The sequence below is a fragment of the Pseudogemmobacter faecipullorum genome (genome assembly GCF_020539525.1).
In the GTDB taxonomy this organism is placed as follows: domain Bacteria; phylum Pseudomonadota; class Alphaproteobacteria; order Rhodobacterales; family Rhodobacteraceae; genus Pseudogemmobacter; species Pseudogemmobacter faecipullorum.
Genome location: NZ_JACDXX010000002.1, coordinates 171,109 through 194,773 on the forward strand (window position 1 = coordinate 171,109; position 23,665 = coordinate 194,773).

Annotated in this window: 25 protein-coding genes; 17 read left to right on the forward strand and 8 right to left on the reverse strand. The window is 64.2% G+C overall.

Annotated elements, in window-relative coordinates; translation table 11 throughout:
- Positions 1–30: 30 nt before the first annotated feature.
- Positions 31–939, reverse strand: coding sequence for an acetyl-CoA carboxylase, carboxyltransferase subunit beta (gene accD, locus H0485_RS02630; RefSeq protein WP_226933804.1), 909 nt, complete (start codon positions 937–939; stop codon positions 31–33).
- A gap of 216 nt (positions 940–1,155) precedes the next feature.
- On the reverse strand, positions 1,156–2,853 hold the full coding sequence (locus tag H0485_RS02635; protein WP_226933805.1) for an acyl-CoA dehydrogenase family protein: 1,698 nt from the start codon (positions 2,851–2,853) through the stop codon (positions 1,156–1,158).
- A gap of 153 nt (positions 2,854–3,006) precedes the next feature.
- Between H0485_RS02635 and H0485_RS02640 the strand changes: the two genes are divergently transcribed.
- The 10 genes from H0485_RS02640 (at position 3,007) to H0485_RS02685 (ending at position 10,813) form a co-directional block, all read left to right on the forward strand.
- A complete protein-coding gene (locus tag H0485_RS02640) occupies positions 3,007–3,972 on the forward strand; it encodes an L-threonylcarbamoyladenylate synthase (protein ID WP_226933806.1) in 966 nt (321 codons plus the stop codon).
- A 64-nt stretch (positions 3,973–4,036) separates the two neighbouring features.
- Positions 4,037–5,809: a DNA polymerase III subunit gamma/tau gene (locus H0485_RS02645; RefSeq protein ID WP_226933807.1), complete on the forward strand. Its 1,773-nt coding sequence runs from the start codon at positions 4,037–4,039 to the stop codon at positions 5,807–5,809.
- Positions 5,810–5,895: 86 nt separating this feature from the next.
- Positions 5,896–6,249: a YbaB/EbfC family nucleoid-associated protein gene (locus H0485_RS02650; protein ID WP_226933808.1), complete on the forward strand. Its 354-nt coding sequence runs from the start codon at positions 5,896–5,898 to the stop codon at positions 6,247–6,249.
- Between the two features lie 7 nt (positions 6,250–6,256).
- Positions 6,257–6,868: a recombination mediator RecR gene (recR, locus tag H0485_RS02655; RefSeq protein ID WP_226933809.1), complete on the forward strand. Its 612-nt coding sequence runs from the start codon at positions 6,257–6,259 to the stop codon at positions 6,866–6,868.
- Between the two features lie 166 nt (positions 6,869–7,034).
- On the forward strand, positions 7,035–8,087 hold the full coding sequence (locus H0485_RS02660; RefSeq protein WP_226933995.1) for an MBL fold metallo-hydrolase: 1,053 nt from the start codon (positions 7,035–7,037) through the stop codon (positions 8,085–8,087).
- Between the two features lie 116 nt (positions 8,088–8,203).
- Positions 8,204–8,353: an aa3-type cytochrome c oxidase subunit IV gene (locus tag H0485_RS02665; RefSeq protein ID WP_226933810.1), complete on the forward strand. Its 150-nt coding sequence runs from the start codon at positions 8,204–8,206 to the stop codon at positions 8,351–8,353.
- 46 nt (positions 8,354–8,399) lie between these two features.
- Entirely contained in the window at positions 8,400–9,023 is a 624-nt protein-coding gene (locus H0485_RS02670) for a hypothetical protein (protein ID WP_226933811.1), read from the forward strand.
- 98 nt (positions 9,024–9,121) lie between these two features.
- Positions 9,122–9,703 (forward strand): molybdenum cofactor guanylyltransferase MobA, encoded by a 582-nt coding sequence (gene mobA, locus H0485_RS02675; RefSeq protein ID WP_226933812.1) that lies wholly within the window; start codon positions 9,122–9,124, stop codon positions 9,701–9,703.
- Positions 9,700–10,215: a molybdopterin-guanine dinucleotide biosynthesis protein B gene (gene mobB, locus H0485_RS02680; protein WP_226933813.1), complete on the forward strand. Its 516-nt coding sequence runs from the start codon at positions 9,700–9,702 to the stop codon at positions 10,213–10,215. Before mobA ends, mobB begins: the two co-directional genes overlap by 4 nt.
- Positions 10,205–10,813, forward strand: coding sequence for a GNAT family N-acetyltransferase (locus H0485_RS02685; protein ID WP_226933814.1), 609 nt, complete (start codon positions 10,205–10,207; stop codon positions 10,811–10,813). Before mobB ends, H0485_RS02685 begins: the two co-directional genes overlap by 11 nt.
- A gap of 23 nt (positions 10,814–10,836) precedes the next feature.
- Here H0485_RS02685 and H0485_RS02690 read toward each other — a convergent pair whose 3' ends face one another.
- Together H0485_RS02690 and greA are read right to left on the reverse strand one after the other, a co-directional pair.
- On the reverse strand, positions 10,837–11,793 hold the full coding sequence (locus tag H0485_RS02690; RefSeq protein WP_226933815.1) for a hypothetical protein: 957 nt from the start codon (positions 11,791–11,793) through the stop codon (positions 10,837–10,839).
- Positions 11,794–11,867: 74 nt separating this feature from the next.
- Entirely contained in the window at positions 11,868–12,338 is a 471-nt protein-coding gene (gene greA / locus H0485_RS02695; protein WP_226933816.1) for a transcription elongation factor GreA, read from the reverse strand.
- Between the two features lie 304 nt (positions 12,339–12,642).
- Between greA and H0485_RS02700 the strand changes: the two genes are divergently transcribed.
- From H0485_RS02700 to H0485_RS02710, 3 genes are all read left to right on the forward strand, one after another.
- Entirely contained in the window at positions 12,643–14,289 is a 1,647-nt protein-coding gene (locus tag H0485_RS02700; RefSeq protein ID WP_226933817.1) for an electron transfer flavoprotein-ubiquinone oxidoreductase, read from the forward strand.
- Between the two features lie 155 nt (positions 14,290–14,444).
- A complete protein-coding gene (locus H0485_RS02705) occupies positions 14,445–16,211 on the forward strand; it encodes a tetratricopeptide repeat protein (protein WP_226933818.1) in 1,767 nt (588 codons plus the stop codon).
- A 16-nt stretch (positions 16,212–16,227) separates the two neighbouring features.
- Positions 16,228–17,070 carry a 4-(cytidine 5'-diphospho)-2-C-methyl-D-erythritol kinase gene (locus tag H0485_RS02710; protein ID WP_435531468.1) on the forward strand — a complete coding sequence of 281 codons (843 nt, stop codon included), beginning with the start codon at positions 16,228–16,230 and terminating at the stop codon, positions 17,068–17,070.
- Positions 17,071–17,135: 65 nt separating this feature from the next.
- Here H0485_RS02710 and H0485_RS02715 read toward each other — a convergent pair whose 3' ends face one another.
- On the reverse strand, positions 17,136–18,164 hold the full coding sequence (locus tag H0485_RS02715; RefSeq protein ID WP_226933820.1) for a polyprenyl synthetase family protein: 1,029 nt from the start codon (positions 18,162–18,164) through the stop codon (positions 17,136–17,138).
- A 62-nt stretch (positions 18,165–18,226) separates the two neighbouring features.
- Between H0485_RS02715 and H0485_RS02720 the strand changes: the two genes are divergently transcribed.
- The 3 genes from H0485_RS02720 to H0485_RS02730 all read left to right on the forward strand — a co-directional run bounded on the left by H0485_RS02720 (position 18,227) and on the right by H0485_RS02730 (position 19,509).
- Complete coding sequence (locus H0485_RS02720) at positions 18,227–18,442, forward strand: putative signal transducing protein (RefSeq protein WP_226933821.1); 216 nt, start codon at positions 18,227–18,229, stop codon at positions 18,440–18,442.
- 8 nt (positions 18,443–18,450) lie between these two features.
- Positions 18,451–19,221, forward strand: coding sequence for a tRNA1(Val) (adenine(37)-N6)-methyltransferase (locus tag H0485_RS02725; protein WP_226933996.1), 771 nt, complete (start codon positions 18,451–18,453; stop codon positions 19,219–19,221).
- Positions 19,222–19,341: 120 nt separating this feature from the next.
- Positions 19,342–19,509, forward strand: a complete 168-nt coding sequence (locus tag H0485_RS02730) for a YdcH family protein (RefSeq protein WP_226933822.1) — start codon at positions 19,342–19,344, stop codon at positions 19,507–19,509.
- A gap of 21 nt (positions 19,510–19,530) precedes the next feature.
- Here H0485_RS02730 and yddG read toward each other — a convergent pair whose 3' ends face one another.
- From yddG to H0485_RS02745, 3 genes are all read right to left on the reverse strand, one after another.
- Positions 19,531–20,388 (reverse strand): aromatic amino acid exporter YddG, encoded by an 858-nt coding sequence (gene yddG / locus H0485_RS02735; protein ID WP_226933823.1) that lies wholly within the window; start codon positions 20,386–20,388, stop codon positions 19,531–19,533.
- 145 nt (positions 20,389–20,533) lie between these two features.
- Complete coding sequence (locus tag H0485_RS02740) at positions 20,534–21,259, reverse strand: beta-ketoacyl-ACP reductase (RefSeq protein WP_226933824.1); 726 nt, start codon at positions 21,257–21,259, stop codon at positions 20,534–20,536.
- A 272-nt stretch (positions 21,260–21,531) separates the two neighbouring features.
- Positions 21,532–22,707 (reverse strand): acetyl-CoA C-acetyltransferase, encoded by a 1,176-nt coding sequence (locus tag H0485_RS02745; protein ID WP_226933825.1) that lies wholly within the window; start codon positions 22,705–22,707, stop codon positions 21,532–21,534.
- Between the two features lie 306 nt (positions 22,708–23,013).
- Here H0485_RS02745 and H0485_RS02750 point away from each other — a divergent pair, with 306 nt between their 5' ends.
- Positions 23,014–23,664: a DNA-3-methyladenine glycosylase I gene (locus tag H0485_RS02750; RefSeq protein WP_226933826.1), complete on the forward strand. Its 651-nt coding sequence runs from the start codon at positions 23,014–23,016 to the stop codon at positions 23,662–23,664.
- Position 23,665 lies beyond the last annotated feature (1 nt).

Consider the following 23,665-nt stretch of genomic DNA (forward strand, 5'->3'; position numbering starts at 1 on the left):
GCCATAGGCGCTGGTCAATTTGGTCCTCGTTTACGACGGATCAGCGACCGGCCCGGCCAGGGGGGCCGAAAGATCGCCGCGAATGGCCGGGGGCTGACTGGTCAGCATCCGCAGAATGGTGATCAGCTCTTCGCGCATGTCCTTTCGATGGGTCACGCGGTCGAGCATACCGTGATCGAGCAGATATTCGGCGCGCTGGAAGCCTTCGGGCAGCTTCTCGCGGATGGTCTGCTCAATCACCCGCGGTCCTGCAAAGCAGATCAGCGCATTGGGTTCGGCAATCTGCACGTCGCCCAGCATCGCATAGGAGGCGGTAACGCCGCCCGTGGTCGGATGGGTCAGTACGACGATATAGGGCAGGCCTGCCTCTTTCAGCATCTGGATCGCCACCGTGGTGCGCGGCATCTGCATCAGGGCCAGAATGCCCTCCTGCATCCGGGCGCCACCGGCGGCGGAGAAGACGACGAAGGGGCGCTTCATCTCGACCGCACGCTGTGCGCCGGCGATGAAGGCATTGCCGACATACATCGACAGAGAGCCGCCGATGAAGGCGAAATCCTGGGCGGCAGCGACGATCGGCGTGCGGCCAATCTCGCCTTCGGCCACCAGCATGGCCTCTTTCTCGCCGGTCGATTTCTGCGCCGCTTTCAGGCGCTCGGGATATTTCTTCTGATCGCGGAAATGCAGCGGATCGGCAATGGGTTCGGGAACCTTGACCTCAACGAAAATACCGCCGTCGAACAAGGCACCAAAGCGGTCGCGCGGGCTGATCGCCATATGGTGATCGCAGTTCGAGCAGACGTTGAGATTGGCCTCAAGTTCGCGGTGGAACAGCATGGTCCCGCATTCGGGGCATTTGGTCCACAGATTTTCAGGCACCTCACGCCGCGAGAAGAGCGAGTTGATCTTCGGGCGAACGTAATTGGTGATCCAGTTCATGCGATGCCTCTCCGGCCGGGTCTATATCGTAACGGTCCCCCGAGATAAGGCGGCAGGGCGCTGAATGCAATGCGCAGTGGCAGTGAGCGGCGATCTGCGGCAGAATGGGGCGCTGCCCCAGGCTGCGCTGCAGCCTTCTCCGGGATAGTTTCAGACAGAGGAAAAGACGGAGGAATTCCCCCGTCTTCACTCTCTGTGGCATGGACCGGCGGCGGTTCAGGCCGGCAGGGCGGCGTAAAGAACTGCAGCCGGCTCGCCTGCGGCGGCAAGCAGCGCCTCATGCTGTGGCAGCAGGCGGCGGATCATCACCCGCGCCAGCGCCAGCCGTGAGGGATCGGCCAGGGCTGCGCGCAGATGGGCATCGCCGCCCAGCACCAGAGCAAAGGCGCGCAGATAGGCGCTGGCTCCGGCGAAGCGGTCGTTCATCTCTGCCGCCAGCATTGCCTCGGTCGCCTCGCGCAAAGCCTCGGCCGCCTGCCAGAGCGGGTCGGCCAGTTCGGGCAGGCTGGTGCGGGCTTCGCGCGCATCGGTCTGGATCTCATGGATCATCCGCAGGGCCGCTTCGCCGCTGTCGACCAGTTTGCGCCCGACCAGATCCATGGCCTGAATGCCGTTGGTGCCTTCGTAAATCGCGGTGATACGGATATCGCGCAGATACTGGGCCGCGCCGGTCTCCTCAATATAGCCCATGCCGCCATGGATCTGCAGAGCCGCATCGGCAATGGCGATGCCGGTATCGGTGCCATAGGATTTGGCAATCGGGGTCAGCAGCGCCGCGCGTGCCTTCCAGTGCGCATCGCCGGTGGCGCGGGCCATATCAATGGCTTTGGCACAGCCGAGCCCGATCACCCGGGCTGAGAACAGTTCGGCCCGGGCCTCGGCCAGAATGCGGCGCACATCGGCATGGCCGATGATGCCGGGGCTGCCATCGGGGGTCTTGCCCTGGATGCGGTCACGCGCATAGGCGGTGGCGGCCTGGAGCGCGGTCTCGGCCAGGCCCACCCCCTGCATACCAACGCCAAGCCGGGCATTGTTCATCATGGTAAACATCGCCGCCATGCCCTTGCCGGGCGCATCGACCAGCCAGCCCGTCGCGTCCGAGAATTCCATCACACAGGTCGGGCTGCCATGGATGCCGAGCTTATGTTCAAGGCTGACCACGCGCAGGCTGTTGGCTGTACCGGGATTGCCATCGGCATCGGGCAGATATTTCGGCACCAGGAAAAGCGAAATGCCTTTGGTGCCTGCAGGGGCATCGGGCAGGCGGGCCAGCACCAGATGGCAGACATTCGAGACCAGGTCCGAATCGCCCCAGGTGATAAAGATCTTCTGGCCGGTGATGGCATAGCTGCCATCCGCATTGGCCAGCGCTTTGGTGCGCAAAGCGCCGACATCGGTTCCGGCCTGAGGCTCGGTCAGATTCATCGTGCCGGACCATTCGCCGGAATTCAGCTTTGGCAGATACAGCGCCTTCAGCTCAGCTGAGGCGTGATGCTCCAGCGCCTCGACCTGGCCCTGGGTCAGCAAAGGGTTGAGCTGCAGCGCGAGGCAGGCCCCGGCCAGCATTTCATTGACGCAGGTCGCCAGGGTATGCGGCAGGCCCATGCCGCCAAATTCAGCACTGGCGGAAAGGCCGATCAGCCCGCCTTCGGCAATTGCGCGAAAGGCGGTGTCAAAGCCGGGTGAGCTGCGCAGCACGCCATTCTCCAGCCGGGCCGGGAACAGATCGCCATTGCGGTTGACCGGGGCCACGACCTCGTCACAGATCCGCGCCGCCGCCCCGAGCATCGCCTCGGTGATCTCTGGCCCGGCCTCGCTGAAAGCGGGGGTCGCGGCGATCTCACTATAGCCGATAATATGATCGAGAATGAATTTCTGATCGTCTGAAGGCGCACGGGGGGTAAATGAGCTCATTAAAGTCTCCGTCGGGCCGCGCTGGCGGTGAAAGTCTGACGTACCCATGGCCTGAGGCCCAGGGTACGGGGGCTTGTCGCCAGGCCCCGTCTTTTATATGCGCAACAGGCTAATTCATCCCGATCCTCCCGCAAGCCGGACGCTGCGTCAGACATGGAACAGACCGAATGCCTCGCCGCAGATGATGCGGGAATTGCCCGTGCCGCCGAAATTCTGGCGGCAGGCGGATTGGTCGCATTTCCGACCGAGACCGTCTACGGCCTTGGTGGCGATGCGCGAAAAGACGCAACCACAGCGCGTATTTTCGACGCCAAAGGGCGGCCCAGGTTTAACCCGCTGATCTCGCATCTGCCCGATCTGGAAGCGGCTGAGCGCTATGCTTTGTTTGATGCCCGCGCCCGTGCCGTGGCTGAGAAATTCTGGCCCGGGCCGCTGACTCTCGTCCTGCCGCAGCGCGAAGGTGCGGGGCTTTCGCCCCTTGCAACGGCGGGGCTGGCGACGGTTGCCCTGCGGGTGCCGGCCCATCCGGTGGCGCGGGCCCTGCTGCAGGCCTTTGGCGGGCCGCTCGCGGCGCCCTCGGCCAATCCTTCGGGGCGGGTTTCGCCGACCCGGGCCGGGCATGTTCTGGCCGGGCTCTCGGGCCGGATCGCGGCGGTGCTGGATGGCGGCGCCTGCGCGGTCGGGGTGGAATCGACCATTCTTGGTCTTGATGGCGATCAGCCCCGGCTGTTGCGCCCGGGCGGTGTGCCGCTCGAGGCTTTGCAGGAGGCTCTGGGCCAGGAGGTGCTGATCGGGCCGGGTGCCGGGGCGGATGACAAACGCCCCAATGCGCCGGGTCAGCTCAGCTCACATTATGCGCCGGGCGCTATGGTGCGGCTCGGCGCGCGCGGCGCAGAGACCGGTGAGATCCTCATCGGCTTTGGTCCGGTCAAAGGCGATCTGACGCTTTCGGCCGCGGGCGATCTGGTCGAGGCGGCGGCGCAGCTGTTCCACATTCTGCGCGAGGCGGATCTGCTGGCCGGACCCGGGGGGCGAATCGCCTTTGCCCCGGTGCCGGAAACCGGTCTTGGCCGGGCGATCAATGACCGGCTCAGCCGTGCTGCCGCGCCGCGCGGCTGAAGCACTGCCGGTTGCCCCTTTCGGGCTTCGCGCCTAGATTGGGGCCCGAATGCCAGGAGGCCCGATGTCCGAGACCGCTGAAAAGGCCTATCAGGTCCTTGCCCGCAAATACCGCCCCGAGACCTTCGCCGATCTGGTGGGGCAGGAAGCGATGGTGCGGACGCTGAAAAACGCCTTTGAGGCGGACCGGATTGCCCATGCTTTCGTGATGACCGGGATCCGGGGCACCGGGAAAACCACCACCGCGCGGATCATTGCCAAAGGGCTGAACTGCATCGGTGCGGATGGCAAGGGCGGCCCGACCACCGAGCCTTGCGTCAAATGTGAACATTGCCGCGCCATTGCCGAAGGCCGCCATGTCGATGTGATGGAAATGGACGCCGCCTCGCGCACCGGGGTGGGCGATATCCGCGAAATCATCGATTCGGTGCATTACCGCGCCGCCTCGGCCCGGTTCAAAGTCTATATCATCGATGAAGTGCATATGCTCTCGACGGCGGCTTTCAACGCGCTGCTGAAAACGCTGGAAGAGCCACCCGAACATGTGAAATTCATTTTCGCCACCACCGAGATCCGCAAAGTGCCGGTGACGGTGCTGTCGCGCTGCCAGCGTTTTGATCTCAAGCGGATCGAACCCGAGGTCATGCTGGCGCTTTTGCGCAAAATCGCCTCGGGCGAGGGCGCAGAGATCACCGATGAGGCTCTCGCGCTGATCACCCGCGCCGCCGAGGGCTCGGCCCGGGATGCGACCTCGATCCTTGATCAGGCGATCAGCCATGGCCAGGGCGAAACCAGTGCCACCCAGGTGCGCGCCATGCTGGGCCTTGCCGACCGGGGCCGCACGCTTGATCTCTTTGATATGGTGATGAAGGGGCAGGCGGCCGAGGCGCTGACCGAGCTTTCCGGCCAATATGCCGATGGTGCCGATCCGATGGCGGTTCTGCGCGATCTGGCTGAGATTACCCATTGGATCTCGGTGATCAAAATCACGCCGGAAGCGGCGGATGATCCGACCGTGCCGCCCGATGAGCGCGCGCGCGGCCTGGAGATGTCGCAAAAGCTGCCGATGCGGGCGCTGACCCGGATGTGGCAGATGCTGCTGAAAGCGCTGGAAGAGGTGGGGGTAGCGCCGAATGCGATGATGGCCGCCGAAATGGCGGTGATCCGGCTGACCCATGTGGCTGAGCTTCCCGATCCGGCGCAGCTGGTGAAGCGGCTGAGCGAAGGCCCGCGTCCGCCTGCCGGTCCCGGTGGTGGCGGTGGCGGCGCGGTGGCGGGCGGTGCCCCGGCTGGCGGCGGTGGCATGGTGCATGGCGCGCGTTTCGCACCGATGAGCCCGATGCGTGGCCCGATGATGTCGGCCGCGCCGCAGCTGGCGGCTGAACAGCACGAGATTGTCTATGCGCAATGGGAACAAGTGATCGGCCTGATCCGCGACAAGCGCGATATGCTCTTGCTGAAAGAGGTCGAGGACGGGATCCGCCTTGCGCGTTATACGCCCGGCCGGGTTGAGTTTGAGCTGGCACCGGGGGCAAAGCCTGATCTGCCCGCCCGCCTCGCCCAGCGTCTGCAGGGCTGGACCGGCAGCCGCTGGGGGGTCTCGGTCGTCGGATCGGGCGGGGCGGCGACCATCACCGAGCTGCGCGAGGCCGAACTGCGCAAGGCCGAGGAAGCCGCGATGCAAAGCCCGCTGGTTCAGGCGGTTCTGACGGCTTTCCCCGGCGCGAAAATCGCCGCGATCCGCACTGCCGAGGAAATGGCGGCTGAGGCGGCGGCCGAGGCTCTGCCGGTGGCCGATCCGGAGATGGATGAGGACTGGGATCCTTTCGAGGAATGACGCCAGCCCTTGCGGGGCGCCAGTGCGGTTCGTATCTCGCGCGGTAACAGGCCCCTGCGGGGGTGGGATGCAGGAAAGGATAGCTGATGTTTAAAGGGCTTGGTGGCCTCGGCGGTCTTGGCGATATGGCCAAAATGATGAAAACCGCACAGGAAATGCAGTCGAAAATGGCTGAGCTGCAGGACAGCCTCGCCAGTTCGGTGGTGCAGGGCGAAAGCGGCGCGGGCCTCGTCAAGGTGCGTGCGACCTGCAAGGGCGAAGTGACCGGGCTCGATATTGATGCCTCGATCCTGGTGCCGAGCGAGAAAGAAGTGCTTGAGGATCTGATTCTCGCCGCGATCCGCGATGCGCAGGAAAAGGGCCAGGCAAAATCGGGTGATGAAATGCGCCGCCTGACCGAAGGCCTCGGTCTGCCCGCTGATTTCAAACTGCCGTTCTGATCCGCCGGTGCAAAGAGCAGGGGCCCAGGATGAAACCGGGATCGATCAGCTGATCGAGCTGCTGTCGCGTCTGCCGGGGCTTGGCCCCCGTTCGGCGCGGCGCGCGGTGCTGATGATGCTGAAGCGGCGCGGCCAGGTGATGGCCCCGCTGGCCCAGGCCATGGCGCGCGTCGCTCTTGATGCGCGCGACTGCCATCATTGCGGCAATATCTCGACCGAAGAGATCTGCCCGATCTGCCAGGACCCTGTGCGGGCCAATGGCGAGATCTGTGTGGTCGAGGATGTGGCCGATCTCTGGGCGCTGGAACGCGCCGGGGTGTTCGCGGGGCGCTATCATGTGCTGGGCGGCACGCTTTCGGCGCTCGATGGCATGGGGCCGGAAGAGCTGGGCATTCCGCGGCTGGAAAAGCGCATCGGCGCCGAGGCGATCAGCGAGGTGATCCTCGCGCTGCCAGCCACGGTCGATGGCCAGACCACGGCGCATTACATTGCCGATGCCCTGGCCGCGACCCCGGCACAGATCACTACCCTGGCCCAGGGGGTGCCGATCGGAGGTGAGCTGGATTATCTTGACGACGGCACTCTGGGGGCGGCGCTGCGGGCCAGGCGCAAACTGTAACCCTGCACCCGGGGCGCGGCTGCGGCTGCGGCCTCTGGCGGGGATGATGGCAGAAGGGAAAGCGCGCCGCCTGCGCCCGGATCTCCCCGTCCTGAGATATCCTCGGTGAGGCTGCTTTGCAGCCGGGGGCCAGCGCCCCCTCTGACCCTCTTGCAATGCCAGGCTGCTGATGACCGAAATCCGCTATCCTTTCCCCGAACCTCCGGCTCCGGGCGCGGCCATTGAGATCAGACCCGGCCTGCTCTGGCTGCGGCTGCCGCTGCCGATGGCGCTCGACCACGTCAATGTCTATGCGCTCGCCGATCCCGAGGGCTGGACCCTGATTGATTGCGGTTTTTACAGCCCGGCGATGGTGGCAGAATGGGACAAGCTGCTGGCCGGGCCGCTGGCCGCACGTCCGGTGCGCCGGGTGCTGATCACCCATCACCATCCTGATCACATCGGCATGGCGGGCTGGTTTGTGGCACGCGGGGCTGAGCTGATGATCAGCCGCACCGCCTGGCTGACGGCGCGGATGCTGGTGCTGGATGAGGAAGCGCGGCCGACGCCCGAGGCCCTGGCCTTCTGGCACCGCGCCGGGCTGAGCGGGGCAGAAATCGCGCGGCGCGCGGGCGAGCGGCCCTTCAACTTTGCCGATTGCGTGCACCCTTTGCCGCCGGGCTTTACCCGGCTGAGCGAGGGCCAGGGGCTGCATCTGGGCGGGCGGGACTGGCAGATCCGGCTGGGACAGGGCCATGCGCCGGATCAGGTGACGCTGTGGAGCGGCGATCTGGTGTTGGGTGCGGATCAGCTTCTGCCCTCGATCTCGCCCAATATCGGCGTCTCTGTGCTTGAGCCTGAGGCCGATCCGCTGGCGGAATGGCTGGCAAGCTGCACCCGGCTCAGCGGCTTTGCCAGCCCCGGGCAGCTGGTTCTGCCGGGCCATAAACTGCCTTTCACCGGCCTCGGACTGCGGCTGGCACAGCTGATCGAAAACCATCATTCCGCGCTCGGGCGGCTGAGCGACTGGCTGACAGAACCGCGCCGCGCCATCGAGTGCTTCCAGCCGCTGTTTCGCCGCAGCATCGGCCCGCGTGAGCAGGGGCTGGCCCTGGCCGAGACTTTGGCACATCTGAATTATCTGTATCTTCGCGGCCAGATCACCCGGGCGGCTGATCCGGAGGGGGTGATGCTGTGGCAAAGATCAGCGCCCTGCGACAGAGCTGCATCAGAGAGGTGAGGCCCTGGCGCATCTGACGCAGGGGCTTTGCGGGGCAAAGGCGGCTGCGGGTGGTGACAGCCGGGAATGAATCGGCTAACACCCGAAAAAGCGATTTTTCGAAGGATGCGAAAGCAATGGCGCAGCACGATCACAGCGAACATCAGCACGGTTCGATGGATATCCGCGAGCACGAAAAAACCTTCGCCGGTTTTATCAAATTTGCCAACTGGACGATTGTGCTCATCGTGCTGGTGCTGATCTTCCTCGCTATCGCGCGGACCTGATTTTTCAGCCCGGGCTGTATACCGGCCAGGGGACAGGAGTGACGTGATGTTGCGTGGAATTACGGCCTTTGCGGTCGTGCTGATGCTGGCGGGCTGTGCTCAGTCAATCCGGGCTCCTGAAGAAGAGGTGGCGCGCGCGGCCTATGTCGGCGGGCCACCTTCGGTGACACTCTTTACCGTCATCAATGACCGCAATGGCAGCGGGGCCCATTCGGGCCTGCTGATCAATGGCTCGCAGCGCGTGCTGTTTGATCCGGCCGGGACCTGGAGCCATCCGCGCGTTCCTGAGCGCGATGATGTGCATTTCGGCATTTCCGAGCCGGTGCTGAACTTCTATCGCGACTATCATGCCCGCGACAGCGATACCGAAACCTTCCATATCGTTGAGACCACGATCAATCTCTCGCCCGACGTGGCAGAGCTGATCCTGCAGCGGGCGCTGGCCAATGGGGCAGTGGCAAAAGCCAATTGCGCACGCTCGATCTCGGCCTTGCTGAAAGATGTGCCGGGCTTTGAGAATCTGCAGGGCAGCTGGTTCCCCAAGCGGCTGGGCAAGAGCTTCGAACAGCTGCCGGGCGCAACCAGCCGCATCGTAACCGAAGAGAACGACAATCCTGGTCAGGGCCATGGTGTGGTTCTGGTCGATAAGAAAGGCAACCGGGTCAATTAAGACCCGGCGTGCCGAACCGCTCTCCGCCTGGTTGTGCGGCTGGCTTATCCTGAAGAGAAATGCTCTTCTGACCGGGGTATAGTCAGAGGGGCGCTCGCTTGATCATCTTTGCAATCGTGCTGGCAGGGGGCGAGGGCTCCCGTATGGGCGGGGCCGATAAGGCGCTGCTGGAGCTGGAGGGGCGCCCGCTGATCAGCCATGTGACCGCCCGGCTCGCGCCCCAGGTGGCGAGGGTGCTGATCTCGGCCAATGGCGATGCCGCCCGTTTTGCTGCGACCGGATTGCAGGTGCTCGCGGATGAGCAGCCGATGGGGCCTTTGTCCGGTATCCTGAGCGGCTTGCGCGCCGCCCGCGCCGCTGGTGCGGCGGCGCTGCTCTCGGTGCCGGTGGATGCGCCCTTCCCGCCGGCCGATCTGGCTGAAAAACTGCAAACTCCCTGGCCGGAACCGGCTTTTGCCCGGGCCGGGGGGCGCGATCATCCGGCCACTGCGCTCTGGCCCGTCTCGCTTGCCGATCCGCTCGCCGCATTTCTTGCCTCCGGGGCCAAAGCGAAAATTGCGGATTTTGCCGCCCTGCACGCGGCCCGGCCGGTGGAGTTTCCGCGCGCAGAGGATTTTCTGAACCTGAACCGCCCCGGCGATCTGGCGGCGGCTGAGGCGTTGCTGCGGGGCGGGCGATGAAGGTTTTCGGGATCATCGGCTGGCAGAACAGCGGCAAGACCACGCTGACCGAGCGCCTTGTGGCCGAGATGCTGGCGCGCGGCTATAGGGTCTCGACCGTCAAACATGTGCATCATGATGTCGATCTCGACCGGCCAGGCAAAGACACCTGGCGCCACCGCGAGGCCGGGGCCTCGGAGGTGGTGATGGCCTCGGCAAAGCGCTTTGCGCTGATGCGCGAATATCGCGGGCCGGAACCGGCGCTGAGCGAAATTCTCGCCCGGCTGGCGCCGGTAGATCTGGTGCTGGTCGAGGGCTATAAGCGCGACAGCCACCGCCGTCTGGAGGTCTGGCGCGAGGGGGTGGCGGACCGGCCGATGATTGCGCTGGAGGATCCGCTGGTCGCCGCTGTGGCCAGTGACAAGCCGCTGCCCGGGCTACATCTGCCGGTGTTTGATCTGAACGATATTGCCGCAATCGCCAGCTTTATCCTGCGCGATCTCGGGCTGGCGGAGCAGCGCCGTGCGGGCTGAGCGGCAGCTGCGGGATGTAACGATCCGGCACGGCTTTCCCCCGGAACAGCGCGCGCTTGCGGCCAGGATCTACTGGCAGGCCTTTGGCAGCAAGCTGATGCGTGTCATGGGGCCGGATGCGCGGGCGCTGGCCTTTCTGGAGCGCGGGCTGAAACCCGATCACTGCTGGTCGGCGCTGGATCAGCAGGGGCGGCTGATCGGGCTGGCAGGGTATAAAACGCCCTATGGCTCCTTCTCGGGCGGCAGCCGGCGCGATCTGACCCGGGTTTACGGCCGCTTTGGTGCAGCCTGGCGCGCCGGGCTTTTGCGGCTGCTGGCCAGCGAGATCGATAATCACCGCTTCCTGATCGACGGCATTGCCGTTGCCTGCCATGCCCGCGGCCAGGGGGTGGGCCAGGCCCTGCTGGCGGCGCTTTATGAAGAGGCACGCGGCCGGGGCTATACGGCGATCCGGCTGGAGGTGGTCGATACCAACAGCCGCGCCCGCGCGCTCTATGAGCGTGAGGGCTTTGCGGCAATTGCCACCGACCGGCTCGGCCTGCTGCGCTATGCCTTCGGATTTTCTGCGGCGACCACGATGGTGCGGGTCCTGGGCTGAGGCCGTGATGGCCTCAGGCCTTGCTACTCAAAAACACCGGCCACCCGGCTGACCACCATGAAGGCGCGCGCGGTGCGGGTATCGGCCAGGGCAGCCAGCTCGGCATCGCTGGCGTTTTTCTCGAAAGCCTGGAAGACCTTGTCGAAAGTGCGCAGGAAATGATGCGCCGCATCGCGGAAGATCGTATCCTCGCGCATTCTGGCCGCTGTCAGCGCCAGCGACGAGCGGTCGCGGATCCCGCCGACCACGGTCACGCCCCGGCCCCGCTCGCCCGCGGCAAAGCGCCGCCAGAAATCAGGATGGCAGAGCTCGGGCCTGAGGTCATCCATATAGATGCCCTCCTGGCTGAGCAGGGTCAGCACATCCTGGGCCGAGCGAATCAGCTTTGCCACTTCGCGGTCTTCGAGCGCCAGACGCAGGGCGCGGAACCCGGCTTTATCCTCGGGGCTTTCCGGGAATTGCAGCGCCTGGATGAAATCCGTAACCGAAAGCGGCGGGCGCAGGCTCTCGGCCGGGGTGCCAAGCGCAAGGCCCGGCTGTTCGGCTTCGGGCTCGGGCTTCGGCGCGGCCAGCGCTGCTTTGCGGTCTGCCGAGGGCTGGCTCAGCGCCGTATCGCGGCGGCTGGCAAAACCGGGCTGTGCCGTTCCGGCCTCGGGCGGTGCGGCGGCGGCATTGTCCCCGGCCGGTCTGCGCTCGCCTGCGGCGGGGAGGGTGGCACTCTGGGCGTGCTGTGCCCGGAGATAGGAATTGCGCATTGCCTCGACCGAGGCCTGCAGACGCTGCGCCTCAGCGCGCAGCTCGCCCAGCGAACGCAGCGTGATGGCCGCCACCCAGATCAGCACCAGCGGCAGGAACAGCACCAGCAGTGTCAGCACAAGGCTGAGCGAGCCGCTGTCCTCTCCGGGTGATGCGGTGAAGAAATAGGAGAGGACAGCAACGATCCAGATGCCCGAGACCAGCCCTGCGGCGATCTCGGTCATACGGTTGCGCGATCTGCCTCCCGCTGCGGGGAAGAGGGCTTTGCCTTCCTCTGGTTCAGAGGGTCCGGCCATGATCAGAGATAGCGGACCGAAAGGATTTCATAGCTCTTGCGGCCGCCCGGAGTGACGACATCAACGCTGTCGCCCTCATCCTTGCCGATCAGCGCCCGGGCAATGGGCGAGCGGATATTGAGCAGACCCTGTTCGATATTGGCCTCAACCTCGCCAACGATCTGCCAGGTCTTTTCTTCGTCAGTGGCCTCATCGACCACGGTAACCGTGGCCCCGAATTTAACTGAACCCTGGAACTGGGTCGGGTCGATCACCTCGGCCAGCGAGAGGATCCCCTCGAGTTCCTTGATCCGGCCTTCGATAAAGCCCTGCTTCTCACGCGCGGCGTGATATTCGGCATTTTCCGACAGATCGCCAAGCGCACGGGCCTCGGCAATTTCGACAATGATCGCAGGCCGCGCCTCGGTTTTGAGTTGCTTAAGCTCTGCGTCGAGCGCGTCAAAGCCGCGCCGGGTAACCGGGATCTTGTCCATATCGTCGTCACTTTAAAAAACAGAAGCCACGATCCGGGGGGGCCGGATCATGACTTCGCGCCTGTGTTGTCCCTATCCTCACCCCATGGGCCTGGAAAAAGCAAGGGGCTAGGAAGGAGGCTGCGCAGCGGGTCGCCGGATTGTCGGTCAGGGTAAGAATATTGCCGCAATGCTGCGGCTGCGAGAATTAATGTGGCGTAACTGTTGACGAGAACAGGGCCTTGGGGCAAGCACAAATCCAAATACAGGGATCCCAGCCTGAAAAGGGCGCAACAAGCCCCGGCAAGGAGTAAAGGAAGCACGAATGACCGAGATCATCCGCGAGTCGATGGACTATGATGTTGTGATCGTCGGGGCCGGTCCATCCGGCCTGTCGGCGGCGATCCGTCTGAAACAGCTCGATCCCGATCTCTCGGTGGTTGTGCTGGAAAAGGGCTCCGAAGTCGGGGCGCATATCCTTTCGGGCGCGGTGCTTGATCCTTCGGGCCTTGATGCGCTTCTGCCCGACTGGCGCAATATGGATGCGCCGGTCAGGACCGAGGTGAAGGAGGATAACTTCTACCTGCTCGGCCCGGCCGGTAAGATCCGCATCCCGAATTTCCCGATGCCGCCGCTGATGAACAATCATGGCAATTACATCGTCTCGATGGCCAATGTCTGCCGCTGGATGGCGGGTGTGGCCGAGGGGCTCGGGGTGGAGATCTTCCCGGGCATGGCCGCCAGCCAGCTGGTCTATGAGGGTGATCGTGTCGCGGGTGTTGTCGCCGGTGAATTCGGCCTTGATCCGATCACCGCTCTGCCGGGCGACAGCTACGAGCCGGGGATGGAACTGCGTGGCAAATATGTCTTCCTCTCGGAAGGGGTGCGCGGCTCGCTCGGCAAGGAAGTGATCGCGAAATACAATCTCTCGAAAGATCACTGCCCGCAGAAATTCGGTCTGGGCATGAAAGAGATCTGGGAGATCGATCCCGAGAAACACCATGAAGGCAGGGTCTCGCATACGATGGGCTGGCCGCTCGGCTCAAATGCCGGGGGCGGTTCCTTCATCTATCACCTTGAGAATAATCAGGTTTATATCGGTTTCGTGGTTCACCTGAACTATAAGAACCCCCATCTCTATCCCTATATGGAATTCCAGCGCTTCAAGCATCACCCGATGGTGGCCGAGCTGCTGAAGGGCGGCAAGCGCGTGGCTTACGGGGCGCGGGCGATCTCGGAAGGCGGCTATCAGTCGATCCCGAAAATGGTCGCGCCGGGTGTGGCGCTGCTGGGCTGCAATGCAGGCCTGGTGAACGTGCCGCGCATCAAGGGCAATCATAATGCCATGCTCTCGGGCAAGGCTGCGGCAGAGGCGGCCTTTGCCGCGATCAAAGCCGGGCGTTCGGGCGATGAGCTGTCAGATTACGAGACCGAAGTGCGCAATGGCGCGATTGGCCGCGATCTGAAAAAGGTGCGCAACGTCAAACCGATGTGGTCGAAATGGGGCCTCAGCGCCTCGCTGGCCTTCGGCGGCTTTGACATGTGGACCAATACGCTCGGCTTCTCGCTGTTCGGCACGCTGAAACATGGCAAAAACGATGCGAAATCGACCGGCAAGGCGAAAGATTATAAGAAGATCGACTATCCGCGTCCGGATGGCGTGCTGTCTTTCGATCGTCTGACCAATGTCGCCTATAGCTTCACCAACCATGACGAGCAGCAGCCGGCGCATCTGCGGCTGAAAGATCCCTCGATCCCGATTTCGGTCAATCTGCCCGAATATGATGAACCGGCGCAGCGCTATTGCCCGGCCGGGGTCTATGAGGTTCTGGGCGAGGGCAAGGAGGCAAGTTTCCGGATCAACTTCCAGAACTGCGTCCATTGCAAGACCTGCGATATCAAGGATCCTTCGGAAAATATCACCTGGACCACCCCGATGGGCGGCGGCGGGCCGAACTATCCGAATATGTAACTTTCTCACGCGAAAGTCAGACAGCCGATGCGGGCCGGATGCGATCAGCGCTCCGGCCCGCATTGCGCCTGAAAGGGCGGGCCTGTAGCTTTGCCGCGTTCAGGCCCCGCAGGTTACGGGGCCGGGCATTCGCGCCGCCGAGGAGACCGCTGCCGATGATCCGTTCGCTTTTGTGCATGACGACTGCGCTTGGCCTGAGCCTTGCCACCGCGCTGCCCCTGCTGGCAGAGGAGGCCGCCCCGGCGCAGGATCAGGCTGCGGTCACAACCGATGCCGTCGCGGTGGATTCGGGCGCTTATCTGGCGGGGCGCAATGCCGAGGCCCGCGGCGATTTCCGCGCTGCACTGGGCTGGTTTACCCAGGCGCTGAGCCTCGACCCGGGCAATGATCAGATCATCGATGGCGCGACTTTCGCCAGCCTCGTTCTGGGCCATATCTCCGAGGCGGCCGGGCTGGCCGCGACGCGCAGCAGCGAGGGCGCGGCCGAGGGCGATCTGCAGATCTCGCAATATGCCCGGCTCGCCGATGCGGCGCTGCGTGAGGATTATCCGGCGCTGACCGCCCAGCTGGAAAGCGGCCCGAATATCGGCCCGCTGGTCGATGGCCTGGCGCTCGCCTGGTCCCGGCTCGGCGAGGGCGATATGAGTGCGGCGGTGAAGCAGTTCGAGACCGTCGGCAAAATGCGCGGCCTCGAACCCTATGGTGTCTATCATAAGGCGCTGGCCCTGGCGCTTGCCGGTGATTTTGAGGGCTCAGAAAAGATCTTTTCCGGCCTTTCCGGGCTGGATCCGCGCGGTGTGCTGATCCGGGCCCAGGTGCTGTCGCAGATCGGCCAGCCGGGCGAGGCAAAGGCGGTGCTGGATGCCACCTGGCCGCCGGGCAGCGAGCCTGTGGCCGATGCGATGCGCGAACAGCTTGCCGCAGGCGAGCCGCTGCCCTTTGATCTGATCACCTCGCCCCGTGAAGGGCTGGCCGAGGTATTCTACTCGCTGGCCACATTGCTGGCGAATGAGGCCGATCCGGCCTATACTTTGCTGAACACCCGCATCGCCGAGGCGCTGAACCCGCGCCATGATCATGCTGTGCTGCTCGGCGCGGCCATGCTTGAGGGGCTGGGGGAATATGATCTGGCCGAGGAGGCCTATGCGAAATTCCCGCCAGACCATCCGGCCTATTACAATGCCCAGCTGGGCCGCGCTGCAGCCCTTTATGCGGCGGGCCGCAAAGAGGCGGCGATTGAGGCTCTGAAAGCGCTGACCCGCAGCCATGGCGATCTGATCGTGGTGCAGGCCGCGCTGGGTGATACCCTGCGCCGCGAGGAACGCTGGGCCGAGGCGGCTGCCGCCTATGATGCTGCGGCCGCGCTTTTGCCGGAAAAGCCGAACAGCGGCGTCTGGGTGCTCTATTTCAGCCGCGCCATCACTAAGGAACGCCGCGGGCTCTATGAGGAGGCCGATCTTGATTTCCGCCGGGCGATGGAGCTGAACCCGCGTCAGCCCGAAGTGCTGAACTATCTGGGCTATAGTCTGATTGAGCGCGGCACAAATCTTGATGAGGCGCTGGAGCTGATCAATAAGGCGGTCGCGATCGAGCCGGAATCGGGCTATATCGTCGACAGTCTGGCCTGGGCCTATTTCACCCTCGGCCGCTACAGCGATGCGCTGGAGCCGATGGAACGCGCCTCGGTGCTGGAGCCGGTCGATCCGGTGGTCACCGATCACCTCGGCGATGTCTATTGGATGAACGGGCGCAAACGCGAGGCCGAGTTCCAGTGGCACCGCGCTTTGTCCTATGGGCCGGAAGAGAAAGAGGCTTTGCGGATCCGTAAGAAGCTGGAGATTGGCCTTGATGCTGTCCTGGCAGCAGAGGGCGCGACTCCGGCTCCGGCTTCGGAAAGCAATGCCGCTCCGGTCAGTGAGTGAGCCTGTCTTGCAGGATCTGACACTGAGCGAGTTTGCCCCGGCCAAGGTTAATCTCTCACTGCATATCACCGGGCAGCGCCAGGATGGCTATCATCTGCTCGACAGCCTGGTCTGCTTTGCCGGTATCGGCGACCGGCTGACCGCCCGGCGGGCAGAGGCGTTTTCGCTGGAGATCAGCGGGCCGTTTGGCCGGGGGCTGACGGCGGGGCCGGATAACCTCATCCTGCGGGCGGCGCGGATCATCGCGCCTGATCTGCCGCTGGCCTTCACGCTGGAAAAAAACCTGCCGCTGGCCTCGGGCATTGGCGGCGGCTCGTCAGATGCGGCGGCGGCGGTGCGGCTGGCATGGGCTTTGCGTGGCAGCGGAGAGCAGGCGGGCGAGGTCGCAGCGCTGGCGGCGCTTGGCGCCGATATTCCGGCCTGCCTTCAGCCCCGCGCCGCGCGGATGCGTGGCATTGGCGAGCAGCTTGAGCCTCTGAGCCCGCTGCCACCGGGCTGGATCCTGCTGGTCAATCCCAGGGTTGAGGTGGCAACGCCTGGGGTGTTTCGCGCCCTGCGCCGGAAACAGAACCCGGCTTTGCCCGAGGTTTTGCCGCTCTGGGCGGATATGGCTGAGCTGGCCGGCTGGCTCAGCCGGCAGCGCAATGATCTGGAGGCCCCGGCCCGGCAGCTGGCGCCGGTGATTGCTGAGGTGATCGCGGCGCTGGAGGATCTGCCCGGCCAGCTGCTGGCCCGCATGTCAGGCTCGGGTGCCAGCTGTTTCGCCCTATTCGCCGAAGCGGCGGCAGCTGATGCGGCGGCGGCTGCGCTGCAGGCGGCCCGCCCCGGCTGGTGGGTTGCTGCCGCGCCGCTCAGCTGAGCCGCGCATGAAAAAAGGGGGCCTCAGGCCCCCTTTCACGATCTTTTCCGCCGCAGGATGCGGGCTCAGTTCAGCCGCGATACGACATATTCGGCCAGGGCCGAGAGCGTCGCTTTCAGCGGATGATCCGGCAGGAGGCTCAGGGCCTCGCGGGCGCGGTCCGACCAGGCCAGGGCATCGCTGCGGGCAGCATCAAGCGCGCCATGTGCCTGCATGATCCGCAGCGCCTCCTCAAGATCGCCCTCCTGCTGCTGGCCCTTTTCAATCACCCGGATCCAGAAGGCGCGTTCGGCCTCATCAGCCTGCGAGATCGCCTTGATCAGCGGCAGGGTCAGCTTGCGTTCGCGGAAATCATCGCCGGTATTCTTGCCGATTGCCGCCGAGGTGCCGCCGTAATCGAGCAGGTCATCGGCGATCTGAAAGGCAATCCCCAGGGCATCGCCATAGGTGTAAAGTGCACGGATCTGCTCCGGGCTGGCCCCGGCGATCAGCGCGCCGGATTCGGTGGCGGCCGAGAACAGAGCCGCGGTCTTGCCGCGCACCACTTTCAGATAGGTCTCTTCGCTGGTGGTGATGTCCTGGGCTGCCGTCAGCTGCAGCACCTCGCCCTCGGCAATGGTGGCCGAGGCATTGGCGAGGATGTTCAGCGCCTGGAGATTTCCAGGCTCAACCATCAGCTGGAAAGCGCGGGCGAAGAGATAATCCCCGACCAGCACCGAGGATTTGTTATCCCAGAGCAGATTGGCGGTCGGGCGGCCGCGGCGCTGCGCGCTTTCATCAACCACATCATCATGGAGCAGCGTGGCGGTATGGATGAATTCGACAGTTGCGGCCAGTTTGATGTGATCCTGGCCCTGGGGCGCGCGGCTCGGGTAGCCGCAGATATGGGCCGCCGCCAGCACCAGCATCGGGCGGATCCGTTTGCCACCGGCTTCGATCAGATGGGCGGTCACTTCGGGAATGCGCGGCGCATGTTCACTGTTCATACGTTCGCGGATCAGCGCATTCACCGCGGCCATATCTGCGCTCAGCCAGGCTGACAACTGATCCTGAGGGCTAAGCCGGGCCTGTTCGTTCACGCCGTCCATCTTCATTCCTGTGTGTGTGGCAGCGGTTGGCCCTTGCTCGTTTGCCTGGTCATCGCTACCCAAAAAACATGAAAGAGCTCCTGCGCACAACCGACCCCACGGTGATCGCCTTCGCGACGGCCCTTCTTGAGGGCGAGGGAATAACAGCCTTCGATCTTGACGTCCACATGAGCATACTGGACGGCAGTCTGGGCATCTTGCCGCGCCGCCTTATGGTGGCCGACCGCGATCTGTTCATGGCCCGGGTCATTTTGCGCGATAATGGCCTGGAGGTCAGCAGGTGAGTGACCGGATGCCTGGGGCGACCTTCCCGGATGAGGCGCTGAGTGACGATAAGTTTCTCTGCGGCAAGCTGCGGCTTTTGCAGCCGGTAAAGGGCTACAGGGCCGCGACAGATGCGGTGCTGCTGGCTGCGGCCTGCCCGGCGGTGCCGGGGCAGACGGTGCTTGATCTGGGCTGCGGCGCGGGGGCGGCGTCTTTCTGCCTTGCCTCACGCGTGCCGGGGCTGATCCAGTCCGGGTTGGAACTGCAGCCCGAATATGCCGATCTTGCGCGGCGCAATGCCGCGCGGAACGGCATCGCTTTTGAGGTGGCCGAGGGCGATCTGACCCGGATGCCGCCCAGCCTGCGCCGCGATTTTGACCATGTGATCGCCAATCCGCCCTGGTATCCGCCGGGCGGCACTGCCTCTCCGGTGCGCCAGCGCGCCACCGCGATGCAGGTGCGTCTGCCGGTCGGGGAATGGGTGGCAGCGGGGGCAAGGCGGCTGGCGCCGGGCGGCTGGCTGACGGTGATTGCCGGGGCGGATTCGGTGCCTGAACTTCTGGCCGCGCTTTCGCCCAAACTGGGTTCGGCCACCATCCTGCCGCTGGCCGCGCGCGAGGGGCGCGAGGCTCTGCGGGTGATCCTGCGCGCACGCAAGGGCGGGCGGGCGGCCTTCCGCCTCCTGCCGCCGCTGGTCATCCATGCCGGAGAGGCCCATACCGGGGACCGCGAGCATTACAGCCCGCTTGCCCGTGAAATTCTGCGTGAGGGCGCGGCGCTGCCGGCAGCTTTCAGCTGAAGCGGCCTGGGCTGAGAGCGTTTCCGCTGCCGCGCCCCGCAGCGGCGGAAGATCAAAGGTGACACGACTCGAAATCCGTGCTGCAATCGTCATACGGCTGTAACAGAACGGAGGAAGATTATGTCAATTGCCTCGCATGTGGCAGAGCTTCGCAGGAAGCACGAAGCCCTTTCTGACATGGTTGAAAAAGAGCAGCGCAGTCCGGGCACCGATGACCTGAAGATTGCCGAGCTCAAGCGCCAGAAAATGAAAATCAAAGAGGAAATAAACCGCCTCGGCCCCCATTAAGGCAGCCGGTCTGCCCGGGGGTTACCCCCGGGCGCTTTTGCGGGCCGCCAGCGCGGCCCCTCCCGTGATCAGCAGTGCTGCCAGAGCAATGGTCCAGCCCGGTTGTGTGATCCCGGCCACCACCAGCGCAAGGGTGGAGAGCAGCGGCGCAGCATAGGAGGCGACACCCAGCAGCTGGATGTCGCCTTTTTTCATGCCGATATCCCAGGTGAAAAAGGCTGCGCCGACCGGGCCAAGCCCGAGCAGCAGCACCGAAAGCCAGCCGGAAGGGCCCACCGGCCAGAGCGTTTCCTCCAGCGCCAGATGCGCCAGGCCCGAGAGCAGCGCGGTCAGCAGGCAGAACACCGTGACACTTTCGGTCGGCACATCGCCCAGACGGCGCGAGAGTACCGAATAGGCCGACCAGGTCAGGGCGCAGCCAAAGGCGAGAGCCATGCCGGTGGCATTGAAGGCGCCGCTTTCGGTGCGGGCGAAGATGATCAGCGCCGCCCCGGCAAAGGCGATGGCCGCGCCGGTCAGATGCTGCGGCAGCAGCTTTTCTCCCGGCAGCAGCCCCGAGAACAGCACGATGAACAGGGGCCAGAGATAGGCGATCAGCCCGGTCTCGGCCGTGGGCGAGACCCGGAAGGCGGTGAAATAGAGCAGGTGATAGCCAAACAGGCCGATGGTGCCGAAAGCATAGACCTTCCAGGAGACGGTTTTCAGCAGGCCAAAGCCTTTGCGGGCGGTCCAGACCAGGCCGATCACGCCACCTATGGCGAAGCAGATCGTATTCAGCAGCAGCGGCGGCACCGGGCTGGATCCGATGGTCAGAAGCGCCAGAAGCGCCCACATCATGACAGCGGTAAAGCCGATGGCCGTAGCCCTGGTTCTGGTCATAGTGCTTCCCTGCAGGCTGCCATGGCCGGCCCCCGCCCCTGTTGGATGGTGTTTTGCCTCAGCTCTAAACAGGGAAGGGGCAAAGGGAAAGGCCCGCCGCAGGATGCGACGGGCCTTCTCTGCAAAGGCCAGGCGCCCCTGCGGCTCAGACCACGAACTGGCCGCCATTGGCCGAGAGGGTCGAGCCGGTGATGAAGCCCGCATCATCCGAGGCGAGGAAGGCAACGCAGCGCGCGATCTCTTCGGGCTCGCCCAGGCGTCCGACCGGGATCAGCGGGATGATGCGCTCATTGAGGACTTTTTCGTCAATCGCGCGCACCATTTCGGTGCCGATATAGCCCGGGCAGATCGCGTTCACGGTGATACCGGCGCGCGCGCCCTCCTGGGCCAGGGCTTTGGTAAAGCCCAGATCGCCGGATTTCGCGGCGGAGTAATTGGCCTGGCCAGCCTGGCCCTTCTGGCCATTGATCGAGGAAATATTGATCACCCGGCCGAATTTGCGGTCCCGCATGCCTGACCACAGCGGATGGGTCATATTGAACAGGCCGGTGAGATTGGTATCGATCACCTCTTTCCACTGACCGGGGGTCATTTTGTGGAACATCGCATCGCGGGTGATGCCGGCGTTGTTCACCAGCACATCGACCGGGCCCAGATCGGCCTCGACCCGGGCAATGCCTTCGACGCAGGCATCGTAATCCGCGACCGACCATTTATAGGCCGGGATGCCGGTCTCGGCGGTAAAGGCCCGGGCGGCCTCGTCATTGCCGGCATAATTGGCGGCAACTTTATAGCCGGCGGCCTTCAGGGCGACCGAGATCGCGGCACCGATGCCGCGTGACCCACCGGTGACGAGTGCAACTCTGGACATGATTCCTCCTCAGATCAGTTCACGGATATTGCTAACCAGACTTTTTCTGCGGCGCAACAAAATTACCGTATATATTTTTCATATGCAGTAAAATTGCGTGACCGATTTCTGGTCGGCGGATGGAACGGAATGCCGCCCCCGGCTGGAGCCCGGGGCGGATGGTGCCTGGTGCAGGGCTGATCGCGATGCAAAAAGGGATGCCGCAAAGCGGCACCCCTGCAAGGTGAGGCGCTGCCTCACCACTGTCAATCCTCGCCCGGGCGAAGCGGGGCTTATGCGCCCTCAAGGCACATAGCGACGCCCATTCCGCCGCCGATGCACAAGGTGGCGAGGCCTTTTTTCGCACCCGAGCGGCCCATTTCAAAGATCAGGGTGTTGAGGATCCGCGCCCCCGAAGCCCCGATCGGATGGCCGATGGCGATGGCGCCGCCGTTCACATTGACCCGGGCCGGATCCCAGCCCATGTCTTTATTGACGGCGCAGGCCTGGGCGGCGAAGGCCTCATTGGCCTCGACGAGATCGAGATCCGCCGCCTTCCAGCCTGCCTTATCCAGCGCCTTGCGCGAGGCATAAACCGGCCCGACGCCCATGATCGCAGGGTCAAGCCCGGCGGTGGCATAAGAGGCGATCCGTGCCAGGATTTTCAGCCCGCGTTTATTGGCATCTGCCTCGCTCATCAGCAGCACGCCCGCGGCGCCATCATTCAGCCCGCTGGCATTGGCCGCAGTGACCGAGCCCTCTTTGGTGAAGGCGGGTTTCAGCTTCTGCATCGCCTCGATGGTGGCGCCGTGGCGGATATATTCATCGCTGTCGACGATAATATCGCCTTTGCGGGTCTTTACCGTGAAGGGGGTGATTTCATCTTTGAACTTACCCGCCTTCTGTGCCGCTTCGGCCTTGTTCTGCGATGCGACGGCGAAAGCATCCTGCTCCTCGCGCGAGATCTGCCATTGCGCGGCGACATTCTCGGCAGTCTGGCCCATATGATAGCCGTTGAACGCGTCCCAGAGCCCGTCTTTGATCATCGAATCGATCATCTTCATATCGCCCATCTTCGTCCCGGCGCGCAGATGCGCGACATGGGGCGAGAGCGACATCGATTCCTGGCCCCCGGCGACGACGATCCGGGCATCGCCCAGCTGTACATTCTGTGCCGCCAGAGCCACGGTGCGCAGCCCCGAGCCGCAGACCTGGTTGATGCTCCAGGCCGAGGCCTCTTTCGCAAGACCGGCGAGAATATGGGCCTGGCGCGCCGGGTTCTGGCCCTGACCGGCGGTCAGCACCTGGCCCAGAATGGTTTCCTCAACCTCGGCTTTTTCGATTCCGGCGCGGCTTACCAGTGCTTCGATCACCGCAGCGCCCAGCTCATGTGCGGGGGTATTGGCGAAAGAGCCGTTGAACGAGCCCACGGCCGTCCGCGCAGCCGCTACGATCACAACATTGGTCATGCGAATCCTCTCCTTGCAGATCCGGCCGGTGGGCAATCAGGGGAATGCCGGGGCCATTTTGGCTGAAGAGGGGCATAATCGTGAGAATTACGCAAGAATATTACGCAGTAATTTTCTGCAGCTGCATCATCTTTGGTCAGAAACCCGTACCGGAGGGGCCGGATCAGCTGTCCCGTCCGGCCCCTCGCGGCAGCGGATAAGCGTGGTTCCGGCGGCTTCCGGGCCGGGAGAGAGCAGGTGACAAGGAGCGGCGGCTTCGGTAACTGTTCTGTATTTGTTTCACTCGCATCAGAAGAGGGGGCGCGGATGACAGTGCTTGCGGCAACCGCAGAGGATCAGGGGCAGGCCGGACGCTGCCCCTGGTGCGGCAGTGATCCGTTCTATGTTGACTATCACGATCGCGAATGGGGCAGGCCGATCCGCGACCCGCGCGCGCTGTGGGAAATGCTGGTGCTCGAAAGCTTTCAGGCCGGCCTCTCCTGGATCACCATCCTGCGCAAGCGCGAGGGGTTTCGCGCCGCCTTCCAGGGTTTTGACCCCACAGTGATTGCCAGCTGGGGCGAGGCAGAAATCGCCCGCCTGCTGCTCGATCCGGGCATCATCCGCCATCGTGGCAAGATTGAGAGTACGATCCGGGCCGCCCGGGCCTGGGCCGAGGTCGAGGCGGCTGAGGGCTTCTCGGCCTGGATCTGGTCTTTCACCGGCGGCCAGCCCCTGCAGAACCGGCCCCTCGCGATCTTGGATGTCCCGGCGCAGACCGAAGTCAGCGTGGCGCTTTCCAAGGCGCTGAAAAAGCGTGGTTTTAACTACTGTGGCCCGACTGTCGCTTATGCTTTCATGCAGGCCGCAGGGCTGGTGAATGATCACCTCGCCAGCTGTCCGGCCGGGGATGCCTGTGCCGCAGCGCAGGAAGCGCCGCCTTTGCCCTTGGCGAAGCCCATTCCTGCGCGCATATAGG

Coding starts and splice junctions, on each gene's coding strand:
- H0485_RS02690 (WP_226933815.1), bottom strand. CDS start 11,793: ATGACCGAGATCGCCGCAGGGCTGGTCTCGGGCATCTGGATCGTTGCT.
- greA (WP_226933816.1), bottom strand. CDS start 12,338: ATGGACAAGATCCCGGTTACCCGGCGCGGCTTTGACGCGCTCGACGCA.
- H0485_RS02650 (WP_226933808.1), top strand. CDS start 5,896: ATGTTTAAAGGGCTTGGTGGCCTCGGCGGTCTTGGCGATATGGCCAAA.
- H0485_RS02750 (WP_226933826.1), top strand. CDS start 23,014: ATGACAGTGCTTGCGGCAACCGCAGAGGATCAGGGGCAGGCCGGACGC.
- H0485_RS02670 (WP_226933811.1), top strand. CDS start 8,400: ATGTTGCGTGGAATTACGGCCTTTGCGGTCGTGCTGATGCTGGCGGGC.
- H0485_RS02720 (WP_226933821.1), top strand. CDS start 18,227: ATGAAAGAGCTCCTGCGCACAACCGACCCCACGGTGATCGCCTTCGCG.
- H0485_RS02645 (WP_226933807.1), top strand. CDS start 4,037: ATGTCCGAGACCGCTGAAAAGGCCTATCAGGTCCTTGCCCGCAAATAC.
- H0485_RS02665 (WP_226933810.1), top strand. CDS start 8,204: ATGGCGCAGCACGATCACAGCGAACATCAGCACGGTTCGATGGATATC.
- accD (WP_226933804.1), bottom strand. CDS start 939: ATGAACTGGATCACCAATTACGTTCGCCCGAAGATCAACTCGCTCTTC.
- yddG (WP_226933823.1), bottom strand. CDS start 20,388: ATGACCAGAACCAGGGCTACGGCCATCGGCTTTACCGCTGTCATGATG.
- H0485_RS02640 (WP_226933806.1), top strand. CDS start 3,007: ATGGAACAGACCGAATGCCTCGCCGCAGATGATGCGGGAATTGCCCGT.
- H0485_RS02730 (WP_226933822.1), top strand. CDS start 19,342: ATGTCAATTGCCTCGCATGTGGCAGAGCTTCGCAGGAAGCACGAAGCC.
- H0485_RS02715 (WP_226933820.1), bottom strand. CDS start 18,164: ATGAAGATGGACGGCGTGAACGAACAGGCCCGGCTTAGCCCTCAGGAT.
- mobB (WP_226933813.1), top strand. CDS start 9,700: ATGAAGGTTTTCGGGATCATCGGCTGGCAGAACAGCGGCAAGACCACG.
- H0485_RS02705 (WP_226933818.1), top strand. CDS start 14,445: ATGATCCGTTCGCTTTTGTGCATGACGACTGCGCTTGGCCTGAGCCTT.
- H0485_RS02635 (WP_226933805.1), bottom strand. CDS start 2,853: ATGAGCTCATTTACCCCCCGTGCGCCTTCAGACGATCAGAAATTCATT.
- H0485_RS02740 (WP_226933824.1), bottom strand. CDS start 21,259: ATGTCCAGAGTTGCACTCGTCACCGGTGGGTCACGCGGCATCGGTGCC.
- H0485_RS02725 (WP_226933996.1), top strand. CDS start 18,451: ATGCCTGGGGCGACCTTCCCGGATGAGGCGCTGAGTGACGATAAGTTT.
- H0485_RS02745 (WP_226933825.1), bottom strand. CDS start 22,707: ATGACCAATGTTGTGATCGTAGCGGCTGCGCGGACGGCCGTGGGCTCG.
- H0485_RS02700 (WP_226933817.1), top strand. CDS start 12,643: ATGACCGAGATCATCCGCGAGTCGATGGACTATGATGTTGTGATCGTC.